Here is a 16,135-nt window from a genome sequence, read left to right as displayed (position 1 = left end):
CAGACCACGGTCACGCAACAGTTCGGCGAAGAAGTGCTTGTGCTCGATCCGGAACCGGGCACGTTCGATGTAGCCGGGATCCAACCCGATCAGTTCCGACAGGCCATTCGCGAGCGCGTGCCGCTCGTCGGCCGACAGCCGCGATCCCCTTGCCAGCGCTGGGGCGAGGACCTCGGTGGCAAAACGTCCGGGAGCGTCCGATCCGCTCCTCGACCTCGCCCGTGCTGAGGCCCTGGTGGTAGGCGGCGGTCGCTGCGTAGGTCGGCAGGAAGTGCACGTACGGAAGATCATTTCCATGGGTGAAGCGGACGGTGCCGAAGTCAAGCACCGCACTGATCAGGATGATCCCGTTCAGGGCGATGCCGTGCCGGGTGACCAGGTGGCCGGCCAGCGAAGCGGCCCGGGTGGTGCCGTACGACTCGCCGGCCAGGAACTTCGGGGACAGCCAGCGCTGGTGCCGGCCGAGCCAGATCCTGATGACCTCGCCAACAAGATCACGATCACGGGTGTAGCCGTGGTATTCGGCCGGCTTCCCGCCGACCACTGCGCGCGTGTAGCCGGTGGTCATCGGATCGATGAACACCAGATCCGCATACCGGAGCAGCGTTTCGGCGTTGTCGGCGAGCCCGTACGGCGCGGTCCGTGGATCGTCGACATCGCCCGCCAGCACCCGGCGCGGCCCGAAGAGCCCGAGATGCAGCCAGACCGAGCTGGAGCCAGGCCCGCCGTTGAACGCGAACAACACCGGCCGTTCGCCATCGCCCCCCTTGGCGACATAGGACGCGACGAAGACCTCGGCCTTCGGCTTGGGACCGGCGAACTTCTCGTCCTCGACAAGTTCCTCGTTGATCACCATCGTGCCGGTGATCGTCTCGTACTCGAGCTCCCAGCCGGGACCGCTGATGGTATGCGTCGTGGTGACCAGATTGTCAGTCGGCTGCTCGGTCGCGCCGTCGTCCTCGATCTTCTCGTCGTTGACCTTCTCGGTCGTCACCTGGTTCGGTCCTCCCAGCTGTCGGTCGTTCGTGTAGTCAGGAACTTGACATCTTGTCGTTGGCATCGTCGGCACGTGGACCCGCCCAATCGGAGCGGACGTGTGCGATGTGGCGGTGCATCAGGGCTTCGGCGGCGGCACCGTCGCGCGCCTCGATGAGATCCAGGAGGTCGTGGTGCTCGGCAGCCGAGGCCCGCAGCCGCCCGGACTCCAGCAGTGGCCTCAGGCCAAGAAGCCGGGTCCGGGTCCGAAGCTCGGAGACGATGCTGCTCAGGACCGGATTCTGCGCGTACCCGAGCAACGACAAATGGAACACCCGATCGGCCTCGATGTAGCCGACCAGATCCTCCCGGTCGACCGCCTCCACGATCGCCTCGGCCAGGTCCCGCAGCGCTGGTAGCTCTTCTACCGGAATCGTGGTCGCGAGCTCGCCGACGACCGGCGGTTCGAGCAGTTGCCGAACCGCCGCGATCGCGTCGAGATCGGCGTCGCTGATCTCCGTTACCCGATAGCCCTTGTTCGGCAGCGCCTCGACCATGCCCTCGCGTACAAGGTCCAGCATCGCCTCCCGCACCGGCGTCGGCGAGACGCCGAGCATGCTGCCGATCGCCGGCGCTGAATGAACCTCCCCGGGCTGCATCGCGCCGGAGACAATCGCGGCTCGTACGGCATTGCCCACCGAATCGCGAAGCGACTCCCGCTTCTGGAACGGCGCGAAACCGGTAATCGTCTGGGCAGCCATTCATTCGCTCCTTACCATTCTTTGTCGAGCCTCGCGCGCGTCCACACCTCCAGCCCATCGGCATCGATCGGGACCGCGTCGCTCAGAACTTCCGACCCCTCGGAAGTCACCAGGACATCATCCTCCAGCCGCACACCGACCCCCCGAAGCTCCGGCGGCACCGTCAGATCGTGAGCCTGGAAGTACAGGCCTGGCTCAACGGTCAACACCATGTCCGGCTCGAGCAGAGCGCCGTGATAGGTCTCCCAGCTCGACTGCGAGCAATCGTGGACGTCCAGCCCCAGATGGTGACCAACGCCGCAGACCAACCAACGGCGATGCTGTTGCCCTGCGGGCGACAGGGCCTCGTCGACCGAGACCGGCAGCAGTCCCCAGTCCTCCAGGCCACGAGCAATCACTTCCATGGCCGCGAAGTGAAAGTTGCTGTAGGTGTTGCCAGGACGGACCTGAGCCAATCCCGCGCGATGCGCCTGTTCGACCAGATCGTGAACCCGGCGTTGGTCGGCGCTGAAGGTTCCCGAGGCCGGCAACGTCCGGGTGACATCAGCGGTGTAGCCGCTGTCCGCCTCCACGCCCATGTCCAGCAGCAACGCCTGGTCTTCGTGGATCGGGCCGTCACACCGCACCCAGTGCAGGATCGGGCCGTGCGAACCGGAACCGACGATGGTCGAGTAACCCGGCCCGTTGCCGACCGCCCGGGCGTACCGATCGAAGGTGCCCTGCAGCCAGCGCTCGCCACGCACCGGCCCACGTGCTCCGATCGCCGCCGGGATCTCGCGGGCAACCGCAGCGAACCCCTCAACGGTCTGATCGATGGCGTAGCGGAGTTGGCCGATCTCCCAGTCGTCCTTGATCCGACGAAGATCGGAACAGACTCGATCCAGGTCTTCGGAGCGTTCCACCGCCAACTCCGTGGCCGGCACCCGGCGGCCGGCCAGAACTGTCCCGGCCCCGGAGATTGCCGACTCCAGGTCCGTGACCGGACGCACGGTGATGCCCAGAGCCTGTGACCATTCAGTGATCCCGGCCGACGGCCCGACCCAGAGTTCCCCGTGCGAGGCATCGGAGAAGAAGCCGGTCTCGCCAGGCCGGAACGGCGGCGGCATGAACAGCGTGTCCGCTGACGCATCCGATCCGACGAGCAGGTACGCGTCCTCGATGCCGGCGCCGGTCAGCCACAGGAAATCGCTGTCGGCCCGGAAGTCGTAGGAAGTGTCATTGACGCGGACCGGCGCGCGGCCCGCTGCCACCAGCATCAGCTTGCCCGGCAGGGCCGCGCGCAGTCGGTCGCGATGCGCGGCAGCAGACGCGGCAGCACCGTCGATGACCGGTGCTGGGACCGTCCGGCCCTCCCAGCCGCGGCCAATGTTGTCGACGAACGCCGGCACCGTGGTCAGCCGCGGCGGCCGGGTTCCCAGATACGGAATCTTGTGATCATTGGTTGTGGATGTACTCATCGTCGCTCGCCTCCGTCATTATCGATCCGCTCGAGCAGACCACGCAGGACGCGTACGTCGCCGACCCGTCGTGTTCGTGGTAGCCCGCGCACACCACCGGTACCTCGTTGGCCATTGATCTGCTCCTTGATCGCTAGCGTCCGACCGCGTACCCCTGCATGCCGCGCGGGTTCGCGGCGGCCTTCAGCCAGCCCCCCTCCCGCGCCACCGCGCTGACGTAGCCCATGTCCCAGTCGCCGCGGACCGTCACACCGTGCCCACGACGCTCCAGCTCCTTGATCACGGACGGATCGAACCTGCCTTCGATCAGCAACTGCCCCAGGTGCGTGTCCCGGGGATAGAACGAATTCGGCATATGGATCGAGTGGAACTCCGGCTGATCGATCGCCTCCTGGAGGTTCAGTCCTCCGTGCGCGACGTTGAGGAAGAAGTGCAGCGTCCACTGATCCTGGAAATCACCACCGGGCGTACCGAAGGCGAGCCAGGGCTTGCCATCCCGGAGGGCGAGCGACGGCGTCAAGGTCGTCCGCGGACGCTTCCCCGGTGCGATCGAATTCGGCAGGCCCTGCTCGACCCAGAACATCTGGCCGCGGGTACTCAAGCAGAAACCCAAGTCCGGGACCGTCGGCGACGCCTGGAACCAGCCACCACTCGGGGTCGCGGCGATCATCATCCCGGAACTGTCGACGACGTCCAGATGGCAGGTGTCACCACGTACCTCTCCGGCAGCGCTGATCGTCGGCTCACCGGAACCCGCGGCGTCGATCTGCGGCGAATCCGGGTAGGCAGGCATCATCGGCCTCCGCCCGCCAGGGTTGCCAGGACGAAGGCTGAACGACGCCTCGTCACCGACCAACTTCCGCCGGTCGTCGTTGTAACCGGGGCTCAGCAGGTCTGCCACCGGTACTTCGACGAAGGCAGGGTCTCCGTACCAGGCCTCGCGGTCGGCGAACGCAAGCTTTCCCGCCTCGATGATCGTGTGTACCCAGTCCGCACTCCCCGGCTTCATCGACTCGAGATCAAATCCCTGCAACAGCGCCAACTGCTGAAGGAACACCGGGCCCTGACCCCACGGCCCGGTCTTGCACACCGTGTAGTTGTGGTAGTCGAACGTCACCGGTTCCTCGACCGCCGCATCCCAGCGGGCAAGATCATCTGCGGTCATCAGACCGGCATGTGCCTCGCCGGTGGTATCCATCACCGGCGTCCTGGTGCAGTAGCGTTCGATCGCCTCGGCCACGAAGCCTCTGTACCAGGCGTTCTTCGCGGCATCGATCTGCTGGTTACGGGTGCCGCCGGCGGCACCCGATTCGGCGATGATCCGTTCGTAGGTGGCCGCGAGCGCCGGCCGCTTGAAGTGTGAATTGGCCGTCGGCACCGAGCCTCCGGGCAACCAGGTCTCCGCCGACGTCGGCCAGTGCTCGGTGAACAAATGCTGGACGGTGCCGATCGCCTCGCTCACCCGTCGTAGCAGCGGGTGGCCGTGGCGCGCGTAGTGGATGGCTGGTTCAAGCACATCGCGTACCGACCAACTGCCCCACTGCTGCAACAACGTCATCCAGGCGCCGAACGCTCCCGGTACGACATTGGGCAGGTGACCGGTGCCGGGCATGATGTCCAGCCCGAGATCGCGCAGCCGTTTGCCGGTAGCGGCCGCCGGGGCGACGCCCTGGCCGCAGACGACAGACGCCTTCTGATCGAGTTCGGACCACAACAGAATCGGCACGTCGCCGCCCGGCCCGTTCAGGTGCGGCTCGACAACCTGCAACACGAACCCGGCAGCCACTGCCGCATCGGCGGCATTGCCACCGCGCTCCAGCACAGACATCCCGGTCTGAGAGGCCAGCCAGTGCGTACTGGCCACCATGCCAAAGTCACCGACCAGTTCAGGACGCGTTGTGAACAAGGGGATTCCTTCGGTTGATCGTGCATGTGACGTTCGTGGACACCTGCCCTAGCTGCCCAGCCGGCCGGCGGCCGGGCAGCAGTCCGGACGAGCCAGGATCACTTCTGCCAGCCGAAGTCCTCCACCGGAACCGAACCGTAGGCGGCCAGTCCGAAGAACGGAACCGGTGCGAGGTTGGCCAATCCCGTCTTGGTCGTGACCACCGCGGGGCCGTTGACGGTCGGGAGCTCACCCCAGGTCTGCTTGTACCAATCGGACTCGAGTTTCATCGCCGCCTGGGTCTGCTTGTCCGGGTCCGGGATCTTGGCCAGTGCCCGCATCTGCGTGTCCAGTGCCTTGGTGCCGGCGGCACTGTTGTTACCGGCCGCGGCCTGGCCGGCGGCCGGGGAGCAGTAGAAGTAGCAGATGTAGTTCGCTCCGTACGGGTCGCTCATGGTGAAGCCGGACATGAAAGCGTCCCAGTCGTGACCGGTGAGCGTCTTGATGAAGTCCGCGCTGGCAATCTGCTTGATGTTGACCTGGACGCCGATCTCCTTCTCCATGGAGATGATCGCCTTGCCCTGGGCGACGGTGCTCGGATCGTCTCCGGACAACGGGAACTGGATCGTGAGCTTCTGTCCGTCCTTTCCGCGGATGCCGTCGGCACCCATCTTCCAGCCGGCCGCATCGAGCAGTTGGTTCGCCTCGGCAGTGCTGTACTTGTAGCCGGCGTTGCCGACCGAATCGGAATAGCCGTTCTGGAAGGGCAGCAAGATCAACGATCCGCCGACCGCGCCCGTGTACCCGAGGCCGTTGTACTGGATCTTGGCCAAGGTCGTGCGGTCGATCCCTTCCAAGATCGCCTTCCGTACATCGACATCCTTCAACTGAGGACGAGAAGCGTTGAGAATCAGCAGGCTGATGCCGTTCGACGTCGACCTGTGGACGGTGACATCCGACATGCCCTGGACCTGCGCCAGCCGGTCTTTGGTAGCCGTCGTCGCCATGTCAACCTCGCCGTTCTTGAACGCGTTGATCTCGGCGGTCTCCTCCATCTGCTGATAGACGACCTGATCCAACTTGCCCTTGTTGCCCCACCACCTCGGGTTGCGGTTGAACACGATCCGGCCGGCCTTGAAGTTCGCACTGGCCACCGTGTACGGCCCCGCGCCCCAGTCCTTCTGCAACTTGTTCTGGTAAGCATTGTTGAAGATTTCGGAGTTGGTGACGTGCGGATTCAGAATCGCCCCGAACCCGCTCTGCCACCAAGCGTACGGGCCGTCATAGGTGACCACGGCCTGCCGGTCATTTATGCCCTGCTTCACCGATTTGACGTTCGAGCAGTCGCTGGTCGTCTGGTATTTCGGATCCGACCCGTTGCAGGATTTCCAGGTCAGCTCGAAACTCTTCCACGTGATCGGTGTGCCGTCATTCCAGACAGCCTTGGGATTGAGGGTGTACGTGACGACCGTGCTGCCGCCCTTTTCCGAGTGGCTGACGTCGGACAGATAGTCCTTGTTGTACGACCACTTGCCCTCTGGCGTCAAGAACGTCAATTGCGGGTTGTACCAGTTCCAGATCGCCGCGCTCGCCGTCGTCGTACCGACAGCCATCGTGTTCTCCTGGGAGGGGATCTCCGTGACTGGGATCGTCACGGTGCCACCATCTTTGATCTTGTCCCGCGGTTGCGGATTCCAGTCCACGCTGAACGTGTTGGCAAGCTTCTTCGTGTCGTCATCGCCGTTGCCGGCGCCGTTGCCTTTGCTGGCCGTGCACGCCGACAGCGTCAGCACAACAGCCAGCGCACCGGCCGCCGCGCCGAAGGCCCCATTACGAAGTCCCATCTCTTGTCTCCTTCATTTCGGCGAGCCAGGTTCTACAGGTGATCGCCCGGCTCCTGTTTCGGTCGTGAATCCCAGCATCGGCGTGACAGCACAAAGGCACTCGTCAGCGCCAGTGGCACGCATTGACATGCACACCGTCAACACCGGTGAGTGCCGGAGTCTCGTCCCGACAGCGCGCCTGGCGATCGGGTTCGAGACTTTGGTGGAGCTGGCAGCGGCTGACGAACCGGCACCCCGGGGAATTGTCGGTCGGGCTCGGCAGGTCACCGGTCAACAGGATCCGTTCCCTGGTGCGTTCCTTCACCGGGTCGGGCAGCGGGATCGCCGACAACAGCGCTGTCGTGTACGGGTGCTGTGGATCCTCGAAGACTGCGTCAACCTCGCCGTACTCGACGAACTTGCCCAGATACATCACACCGATCCGGTCGGCGATGTGCCGGACCACCGACAGGTCGTGCGCCACGAACAGGAACGAGATGCCGAGCCTTGCCTTCAGCTCTTCCAGAAGGTTGATGACACCGGCTTGAATGGAGACGTCCAGGGCCGATACCGGTTCGTCCAGCACGATCAGCTTCGGATTGGTCGCCAGAGCTCGCGCGATGCCGATCCGCTGCCGCTGCCCGCCGGAGAAAGCAGCCGGAAACCGGTCGCTGTGCTCCGGATTGAGGCCGACCAGATCCATCAGTTCCTCGACACGCTTCTCGACCTTGTCGGAGGAGTAACGGAACGCCCGCATCGGCTCCGCGATCAAGTCGAAGACGGTCGATCGCGGATTGAGCGAACCCATCGGATCCTGGAAGACGATCTGCAGGTCGCGGCGGACAGTCCTGATCTCACGTTTGTTCAGGCCCGTCACGCTGTGACCGTCGATCTGGATGTCGCTCCCGTGCTGGGGCGCCAACTCCATGATCTCCAAGAGGGTGGTCGTCTTGCCGCAACCAGACTCCCCGACGATCGCCATCGTCTCCCCTTCGCGAATGTCGAACGAGATGCCGCTGACCGCATAGACCGTCCCGATGCGTCGCTTGAGAACTGCGCCCTTCAACAGCGGGAATTCTTTGACGAGGTTGTCGACCGCCAGCACCGGTTTCCGCTCACCGCGCGGAACCTGTGCCAGATCACTTGCGGCGATCTCGGGGACCGGGAAGATCGGCCGACCTTTGATCGTGCCACCGTCTTCGATCTCGGCGGCACGGACACATGCAACCTGGTGCTCGGAGTCTCGATCATGCCCGCCGCCGTCGTCGTCGTCGTTCGAGGCGTTCAGGACCGCCTCGAGCTGGGGAACATCGTCTCGGCAGGCATCGATCGCGATCGGGCAGCGGTCTGCGAACTGGCACTGGTCGGGCAGGTTGATCAGGATCGGAGGGTTACCTTGGATCGGCACCAGAGGCTGCGCGTCACGTCGATCGGCTCGCGGAATCGCGGCCAGCAGCCCGATCGTGTAAGGCATCCTCGGCTTGGCGAAGACGTCGTAGACCGAGGCGTGCTCGACCGGTCGGCCGGCGTACATCACGACGACGTCATCCGCGACGCTCGCCACCACGCCCATGTCGTGAGTGATCATGATCACTGCAGCACCCGTCTCCTCCTGGGCGCGCTTCAGCACCTGCAGGATCTGGGCCTGAATGGTTACATCGAGAGCCGTCGTCGGCTCGTCGGCGATGATCACCTGCGGGTTGTTCGCGATCGCGATCGCGATCACGACCCGCTGCCGCATGCCGCCGGAGAATTCGTGGGGGAAGGACTTCAAGCGGCTCTCAGGTCGCGGGATCCCCACCAGCCGAAGCAGCTCGACGGCCCGCTCGGCTGCCTGACGTCTGCCCATGGTGCCGTGGATCGTCAGAGCCTCGACCAACTGGTCGCCAATGGTGAATACCGGGGTCAATGTGGACAGCGGATCCTGGAAGACCATCGAGATGTCCTTGCCACGGATCCTCGACATGGCGCGGTCATCCAGCCCGAGCAGTTCACGGCCGCCGAGCCTGATCGATCCGTGCACCGAAGCGGCATCGTCCAGCAGTCCCATGATCGCCAGCGAGGTCACCGACTTACCCGAACCGGACTCGCCGACGATGCCTAGCGTACGACCGGGTTGCAGGTCGAACGAGACTCCGGCAACGGCGTCCACCCGGCCGGCTTCGGACGGGAAACTGACCCGTAGGTCCCGAACTGCCAGCAGCGCATCGGAGTGACCGGACTGCGGCAGGCCGACAATCTTCGTCACGGTCATGCCCGGCCCCCCGCCGCGGAGGTGGGATCGAAGGCATCGCGTAGGCCGTCGGAGACCAATGCCATCGATACCGTCAACAAGGTCAGAGCTGCTGCTGGGAAGTAGAACAGCCAGGGCGCACTCGACACGGTGTCCGCGCCGCTGCCGATCAGGGCCCCCAGCGAGACATCGGGCGGCTTGACACCGAATCCGATGAACGACAGCCCGGTCTCCGACAGCACCGCGCCGACAACTCCCAGAGTGAACTGAATAATGAGCAGCGAGCCGATATTCGGGATTATGTGGCGAACGACGATGCGCAATCCAGATACTCCCATATAGCGCGACGCGCTGACATAATCGCGTTCGCGAATAGACAATGACAACGTCCAGACGACGCGGGCGGGCCAGAACCAATTGACCAGTAACATGATGACGGCGATCACGATCCAGCTCCCACCGGAACGGTTCGAGAAAAGGGCCAGGATCAAGAAGGTCGGAACAACCATGAGGAAGTGGATGACGCCCAGCACCACACGCTCGAAAGAGCCCCCGAAGTACGCTGCCGCGGCACCGACCACCGCAGAAATCACCGTCGTACCGGTCGAGACGATCAGCGCGATGATCAACGAGCGCTGCAAACCGTGAACCGTTTCTGCATACAAGTCGTTTCCAGCATTGTTCGTGCCGAACCAATGATCGGCGGATGGCGCCGCCGAGAGGTTCAGGAAATCGGTCTCCAAATAGCTGTGCTTGGCAGGCAATCCTCCGAAGATCGAAAACAGGACGATCATGACGAAGATGATCAAGCCCGCCACCGCCGGACGGTTCCGCAGAAACCGGCGGGTATAGAGTTCCCGGCGCGACAACCGCTTCCGTCTACTCATCGCCGCCGCGCCGGTCGAGTCCCCTCGCTCCAGCGCACTCGCTGCCAGCTGGTCCCGGACGTCATTGACACTCACCTCAATGCACCCGCACTCTCGGATCCAGGACGACCACGGCGATATCGGCGAGGACTGCGCCGATCGCCGTCATCAGGGCGCCGAAGGCGGCGACCGCGACCACTCCGTTGATGTTCATCTTGTTCAGCGTGTCGATGAAGTACTGGCCCATGCCCTGCCAGTTGAAGATCGTCTCGGTCAGGACCGCGCCGGTGAATAGCCCAGGAATCGAGAAGGCCACCTGGGTGGCGACCGGAATCAACGATGTCCGTAACGCGTGCTTGCGAATCGCTTGCGCCTTGGTCAATCCCTTGGCGCGTGCCATTCGTACATAGTCGGCGGATATGGTGTCCAACAGCAACGATCGTTGCAGCATCTGGGTACCTGCGTAACTGATGATCACCAGTGAGATCGTCGGCAGGGTCAAATGCTGCAGCAGGTCGACGATCTTGCCGAACCCGTGGGCATCGGCCGACGACGAACCGGTCACGTAGAACATTCGGATGCCGACCTTCTGGTTGAACCCGATTGCGGCCAGCACGATCGCCAGCGACATCACCACGACCGGGATGTTCAAGGTGATGATCGAGGTCGCCTGGACGATGCGGTCCGACACCTTGTACTGCCGGGATGCGCTGTAGATACCCAGGCTGATGCCGATGATCGTGTAGAGCACAAATGCACCCAGCAGCAACTCGGCGCTCACCCCGATCCGGAAGGCGATTTCGCCATTCACCGGATCGCCAGTAGGGCTGTTTCCCCAGTCCCAGTGCAGAACGATGTCCTTCGCCCACGTCCACCACCGCAGGAAGATGCTCTCGTGACTATTCAGGTTGTTCGCCTGCAGCAAAGTGTCGACTTGCTGCTCTGTCAGCGGTGGCCGCCGACCGACGAACAGTGTGCGCGGATCAAGAAACGCATTGGCCAAGAAGTATGTGATGTTGGTTGCCACGACAACCATCAGTAACCAACCGCCAATTCGGCGAGCCAAGTATTTAACCACTTAGGCAACTCCCATAGGGCATCGCTGTCTGCCTTCACTGCCGAACAGCGGTGAGTCGTTAGCGGCAGCTGAATTACTCGGCTTGCGAACTGGACCGGTCACCCAGCGCCGCTGGCTTCTCTCTCAGGACTTACGGATGCTGTAGCTTGGTGGCTCGTGCCCGGCCAGGTGCCGGACAAAGTAGTCCCACCGGCGCCTGATCACGTACGGCTCCGAACCGCAGGCGTGAGACCGGTTCGGCAGGATCAGCAGGTCGAAGTCCTTGTCCGCGGCTATCAACGCGTCGGCCAGCGACAGCGTCGAGGCGACCGGCACGTTCTCATCGGCCTCACCGTGAATCAACAGCAACTTGCCCTGCAGCCTGCCGGCGAGCGTCCGGTTGGCCTGCTCGATGTAGTGATCGCCGACAGGCCAGCCCTGGTAGCGCTCGATCCACCAGGCCTTGTCGGTCCGGTGATCATGGTTGCCGGCACCCGACACACAGACTTTGTAGAACTCCGGATGTGCCAGGATCGCGTGCGTCGAGGCGTACCCACCAGCCGAGTGCCCGAAGATTCCGACCCGATCGAGATCAAGATTCGGGTACCGGACCTTCAGGTCCCGCATCGCGCTGATGTGATCCGGCAGGCCGGCATCGCCGAGGTTGCGATAGGAGACGTCACGGAATTCCTTCGACCGGTACGGCATGCCCAAACCGTCGATCAGCACGACGACAAACCCGAGTTCAGCGATCGCCTGTGCTGTCCAGATCCGCGCCGCTTCGGTCAGCCCAACCGGAGCCTGGTTCATCTGCGGCCCGCCGTAGACCGAATCGATCACCGGATAACTCTTGTCCGGGTCGAAGTTGGTCGGTCGGACGATCACGCCGTACACCCGGGTCCTGCCGTCCCGGGAAGGAGCCGAGAAGCGTTCCGGGAACTGCCAACCGGACTCGGTCAGCGCAGAAAGGTCCACTTCAGCGATGACGCCGACGCTCTCCCCCGAGGAACGGACCAGCTCTGCCACCGGAGCCCTGTCGACCTTCGACCACGTACTGATGAAGTAGCCACCGTCCGGCGCGAAGCTGACCTCGTGGCTGCCATCCTGCGGGGTCAGCAACTCCGGTCCAGCTGACGACCCGTCCAGCCGTACCCGATACAACCGCCGGAGGTACGGATCCTCACTCACGTCCTTGCCCACTGCAGTGAAGTAGGCGTATCCCTCGCCGACATGCAGTACATCCGCGACCGCCCACTCGCCCGAGGTCAGTTGATCAAGCAGCGTCCCGGTTGAGGTGCGGTATGTGTACAGATGGCCCCAGCCGTCACGCTGCGAGTACCAGAGCGTCAGGTCCTGATCGTCAATGGTCCGGTGGTTCACCGGACCCGACGTCGACAGGTTGGAGTCGACCGGCGTCTCCGCCTCCTCGTCCACGATGACACGACTTGAACCGTCGGCACCGATCTCATACAGGGTCGCATGCCGATCGCCGCGGAACAGGCGCAACAGGTAAAGCGACGACCCGTCCTGCCGCCACCACATACTGCGCGAACTGCTGTCAGGACCGGGGATCGGGCTGCCGTAGTAGTAGAGCTCCAGCGGTGCGATATCAACCGGAGTGATGTCGCCAGATGCGAGGTCGATGATGACCAAAGTCGCCGTCGGCAGCGGATCATCGCCCGGCAACGGATAGAAGTACTCCACCGCTTCTGGTCGAATGCTGCCAGATCGCGGCGTCGACAGGCTCATGGTGATGGTCCCGGCACCCGCGGTGTCGACCCGATGGGTCAGTAGCCGGCTGCTATCCGGCGACCAAAGGACTTTGGTGTCCTTCCACGGCTGCCCGGCTCCGGGCAGGCCGGCGGCACGCAGCGGCGACGGCAGAACTGCGCCGTAGAACGATGCCTCCTTGCCGCCGCGGGTCAGACGGCGCTCGATGCCTGTCGCCACCTCGCGGACCCACAAGTCGTGGTCACGATTGAAGGCGATCTTGGTGCCGTCCGGGGAACGTACCCCGAATTGATCTTCCTCATTGAACTGCCGCAGGTCGCTGCCGTCCCAGCGCCACCGGGCATCGTTGAAATCGAACTCAAGATCATCGGCTCCCCGGTAGTCGATCCGCGTCGGTTTGAGGCGACTGGGATCAACCTTTTCGCCGGTTGCTTCGACCAGCGCAGCAGCCAGGCCTTCATGGTCGAACGCATCCCGGTGTTCGGTGCTGGCCGACGCAACGGCGATGCGGTAACGCCAGCCCTCCTGCGTACTCAGCTTGAACCGATACCGGGCTGAGCCCGGCATCCATGCGATCTCGGTGACCTCTCCAGGTACCCGAGTCTCCATCTGCCAAGGAAGGAACGATTCCGCCCGGGCGTAGTCCTCGACGCTGTAGATGACGTCCTCCTGGTGCAACTCAGGCGGTCTTGGCCATGGCCTCCGTTGGACACGTCGTGCGGCGTGAAGTCGACCTTGCGATCGCCATTGCTGCACACCGCGCGGCTTAGATCGTGCCACTGTAATGTGATATTGCACTAGAGACAATGGATTCTGGCTCCGCCTTTTCGGGCCAGGGGGCTGCCCCCGCCTCAATCCGAACCGACGACCTCGACCCACCGGGTGACCGCAGCCCTAGCCGCTCGGCTGGTGGTGGACGCTTTCGAGGACGACTCCCAGCGATGATCGCCGCCCTCCCCCGACGCGTCGGCATCCTCGGCCCCCGGCTTCCAGGACCACGACTTCCGCAGTGGGGCGACTCCACCCGAGCGCCGCGACGGAGCCACTGCACCTGGGGGACGACCATCGTCCGTGGGGAGGAAACGTCTGCTGGAAGACACAAAGACCATCAGCCACGCCGCATCGAACTCGAGTACTACACCCGGGAGAGCTTCGACCGACTCTGGAGAAGTACTACGCCCACCTGGAGTCGCCAGGCGTGGCAACCGATCCCGACGGCGCTCGCCGTAGCCGAGGCGATCAGTGACCCGTCATTCTCTCGTCTGGCCCCTCCGGGTGCCCAGCGGTACGACATCGTTCGCCGCGTCAGATGAGGGCGGCCAGCCACCCCGGCAGGAATGCGATCGGTACGTCGACCTCGATCGCGCACGCGCGGCCGTCAACGCCCGAACCAGGACCCGCGAGGTAGCTGCGGAGGCCCGGATCGGGTGCGCGGCCTTGCCTGCGAACTCGGGGTCGGCGAGGAAGCCGCGCACCCGCCGGTCATCGATACTCCTCCGCCGCGACAAGGGCGGCCGGGCAGCCAGGTCGCAATGCGAGTGCAGCGTGTTCATACGAAAGGTGTGTCGGCCTCGTCCCGCGGCTGTTGCCCGGCCCTGACGTCACGCTGTTCCGGGCCGATGACCGCGTCTTTGAGGCGATGGTCGACGGCTGGCGCCCGCAGATGCTCGCTCGTCGGCTGGCGGTGGACACGATCGAGACCCGGACGAGAGTGGCCGAGCGGTTCCAGTTGGTCAGCGGGGGCTACCCCCTGGTCCTGGAGTCCGGTCGACATCGAGGATTTACCTCGCCGAGCTGCGGTCGCGCGAGCGGCCGCCGCCGAGTCGTACCCACCACGCGTTCAGTCTTCGCAGTCGGGTCGCCGTCCCGGCCCGGGGCGTTCTTGTTCGACCGTTCCGGTCGGCGTAACCACGGGGCAGTCGCACGCGAGCGTAGCGAGCGCAACGCCGCGGCAGCTGCAGGTCGCCGGCGGAGCCGGCTGGCTCGGCGAGCCGGAAAGGATGCCCCGGGCGATAGGCCCGTGGGTGGGTGGGCTTCTCACTTACCTGATTCGCATGTCGGAGATGGCTCGGGCTATTACCAGGCGTTGGACTTCGGAGGTGCCTCGAAGACGGTGTAGATCTGTTCTCCCGATGTCTCCAACTGACGCCGACAGGCGAAATTGACCTGTGACCTGCAGCTTCCTTTCTCGACAACGCTCGAAAGTTGCCGAGGTCTGCCGACGTCTCACGGAGCTGTGACGGAACAGGTTATTGCTTAGGGCAACTATGGAGCCGGCTTCCTGGCTTGTGTTGGCGACGACGTCGAGGGCGCGGTGCCTGCCAGCAGGTCTCCCTGCACGCCCGTGAGACCTCGCGGTTGCGGCCGTTCGGGAGACCCGGAGTTCCTGTGCACCGCAGCCTCACCGTCGGCCCGGAAGACGACGATCCGCACACTCCCGGACGGCCGCCGGACGCGGATTTCCTGACAGACTATGCGGATGCAGGATCCGGTTCAGCGGAGGAGGAGAGCGCCGCGACGGCTTCGAGATACTTCGCGACATCATCACGCGTCACCGCAGAGGCTGGGCTGGACGCTACCTGGACGAATATCTCCAACAGCGCTGGACTAGCGAACTCTCCCGAATCTTCCTAGAGATCCATCGGACCATCGCAGTCAAGGGGAAGCCTCCGACCTTCAAACAGTTCGCACGCTTCGCTGCCACAGCCGCCACGCACTGGTTCGGCGGAGATCTCGCCGGACTCTCCACCGCCATCGGAGAGAAGGCACCCCCGAGCTCGCAACGGGTCCGCCTGTTCTCGATGCCGACACACGAGCTCATCGATGCCGTCTACGTCGCATTAGGAGGCGAGCCATACGAGGAGAACCTGAGGATCACCGACTTTCCGAAGGCCGACGGCTACCGACAAAGATCTCGCCTCGCGACCGCCAGCGTGAGGTACCTGCAGCTCATGGAGGCTCTCGGCAGACCGCCCGAGCAGACCGAATTTGGAGCCAAACGCTACGAGTGGGAATGGGCTGGCGATCTGGACGGAGGATGGCCCGAATACAAGAGGGCGGTCGAAGGCACACTGAACGGCGCATCCCTCTCACACGGTGCCTGACTGCGGGACTCCCGATGCTTTCAGTATCGCGCTAGCCATACGGTTCCAGGCTGCGTGGCGACGCCTTGACAAGGCTCCACGGGTGGGTGGCGCTGCAGCCAGCAGAGGTGGTGCTGCGGGACGTTGAGGGGCTCCTACGCTGCCAAAGAATGACACCGAGCGGGGTTCCGATCGATAGCTATGATGCTGCCCACATCGAGGCCGTGAAGCCGCGGCCATATGAGCTGCGGGTGGGGAGAGGTC

11 protein-coding genes are annotated in these 16,135 nt (G+C 64.1%); 1 reads left to right on the top strand and 10 read right to left on the bottom strand.

The window, feature by feature from the left end; all coding sequences use genetic code 11:
• Positions 1-10: 10 nt before the first annotated feature.
• From EV645_RS42415 to EV645_RS32505, 10 genes are all read right to left on the bottom strand, one after another.
• Complete coding sequence (locus tag EV645_RS42415) at positions 11-994, bottom strand: S10 family serine carboxypeptidase-like protein (protein ID WP_198682002.1); 984 nt, start codon at positions 992-994, stop codon at positions 11-13.
• A 37-nt stretch (positions 995-1,031) separates the two neighbouring features.
• Positions 1,032-1,736, bottom strand: a complete 705-nt coding sequence (locus EV645_RS32540) for a GntR family transcriptional regulator (RefSeq protein WP_130447861.1) — start codon at positions 1,734-1,736, stop codon at positions 1,032-1,034.
• 11 nt (positions 1,737-1,747) lie between these two features.
• Positions 1,748-3,193: an aminopeptidase P family protein gene (locus EV645_RS32535; RefSeq protein ID WP_130447860.1), complete on the bottom strand. Its 1,446-nt coding sequence runs from the start codon at positions 3,191-3,193 to the stop codon at positions 1,748-1,750.
• Positions 3,171-3,308: a hypothetical protein gene (locus EV645_RS41990; protein ID WP_157997210.1), complete on the bottom strand. Its 138-nt coding sequence runs from the start codon at positions 3,306-3,308 to the stop codon at positions 3,171-3,173. The genes EV645_RS32535 and EV645_RS41990 overlap by 23 nt, the downstream gene beginning before the upstream one ends.
• Before the next feature lie 18 nt (positions 3,309-3,326).
• Positions 3,327-5,060 (bottom strand): gamma-glutamyltransferase family protein, encoded by a 1,734-nt coding sequence (locus EV645_RS32530; RefSeq protein WP_130447859.1) that lies wholly within the window; start codon positions 5,058-5,060, stop codon positions 3,327-3,329.
• A gap of 137 nt (positions 5,061-5,197) precedes the next feature.
• The gene (locus EV645_RS32525; RefSeq protein WP_130447858.1) at positions 5,198-6,922 is read right to left on the bottom strand and encodes an ABC transporter family substrate-binding protein; all 1,725 of its coding nucleotides are present in this window, start codon (positions 6,920-6,922) and stop codon (positions 5,198-5,200) included.
• A 103-nt stretch (positions 6,923-7,025) separates the two neighbouring features.
• The gene (locus tag EV645_RS32520) at positions 7,026-9,155 is read right to left on the bottom strand and encodes a dipeptide ABC transporter ATP-binding protein (RefSeq protein WP_130447857.1); all 2,130 of its coding nucleotides are present in this window, start codon (positions 9,153-9,155) and stop codon (positions 7,026-7,028) included.
• Positions 9,152-10,096: an ABC transporter permease gene (locus EV645_RS32515; protein WP_242000794.1), complete on the bottom strand. Its 945-nt coding sequence runs from the start codon at positions 10,094-10,096 to the stop codon at positions 9,152-9,154. Before EV645_RS32515 ends, EV645_RS32520 begins: the two co-directional genes overlap by 4 nt.
• 1 nt (position 10,097) lies before the next feature.
• Positions 10,098-11,036, bottom strand: coding sequence for an ABC transporter permease (locus tag EV645_RS32510; protein ID WP_242000793.1), 939 nt, complete (start codon positions 11,034-11,036; stop codon positions 10,098-10,100).
• Positions 11,037-11,201: 165 nt separating this feature from the next.
• The gene (locus EV645_RS32505; protein WP_130447855.1) at positions 11,202-13,586 is read right to left on the bottom strand and encodes a S9 family peptidase; all 2,385 of its coding nucleotides are present in this window, start codon (positions 13,584-13,586) and stop codon (positions 11,202-11,204) included.
• Between the two features lie 2,003 nt (positions 13,587-15,589).
• On the opposite strand from EV645_RS32505, the gene EV645_RS32500 reads away from it, so the two are divergent.
• Positions 15,590-15,892 carry a hypothetical protein gene (locus EV645_RS32500; RefSeq protein ID WP_130447854.1) on the top strand — a complete coding sequence of 101 codons (303 nt, stop codon included), beginning with the start codon at positions 15,590-15,592 and terminating at the stop codon, positions 15,890-15,892.
• Positions 15,893-16,135 lie beyond the last annotated feature (243 nt).

The sequence above is a fragment of the Kribbella rubisoli genome (assembly GCF_004217145.1).
Lineage (GTDB): Bacteria > Actinomycetota > Actinomycetes > Propionibacteriales > Kribbellaceae > Kribbella > Kribbella rubisoli.
Note: the sequence above shows the minus strand (reverse complement) of the source record. Positions and strands in the feature narration are given on the sequence as shown.

Excerpts from the sequence above, each read along its gene's own strand:
- EV645_RS32540 (WP_130447861.1), bottom strand. The coding sequence starts at position 1,736 with ATGGCTGCCCAGACGATTACCGGTTTCGCGCCGTTCCAGAAGCGGGAG.
- EV645_RS32535 (WP_130447860.1), bottom strand. The coding sequence starts at position 3,193 with ATGAGTACATCCACAACCAATGATCACAAGATTCCGTATCTGGGAACC.
- EV645_RS41990 (WP_157997210.1), bottom strand. The coding sequence starts at position 3,308 with ATGGCCAACGAGGTACCGGTGGTGTGCGCGGGCTACCACGAACACGAC.
- EV645_RS32530 (WP_130447859.1), bottom strand. The coding sequence starts at position 5,060 with ATGGTGGCCAGTACGCACTGGCTGGCCTCTCAGACCGGGATGTCTGTG.
- EV645_RS32525 (WP_130447858.1), bottom strand. The coding sequence starts at position 6,922 with ATGGGACTTCGTAATGGGGCCTTCGGCGCGGCGGCCGGTGCGCTGGCT.
- EV645_RS32520 (WP_130447857.1), bottom strand. The coding sequence starts at position 9,155 with ATGACCGTGACGAAGATTGTCGGCCTGCCGCAGTCCGGTCACTCCGAT.
- EV645_RS32510 (WP_242000793.1), bottom strand. The coding sequence starts at position 11,036 with ATGGTTGTCGTGGCAACCAACATCACATACTTCTTGGCCAATGCGTTT.
- EV645_RS32500 (WP_130447854.1), top strand. The coding sequence starts at position 15,590 with ATGCCGACACACGAGCTCATCGATGCCGTCTACGTCGCATTAGGAGGC.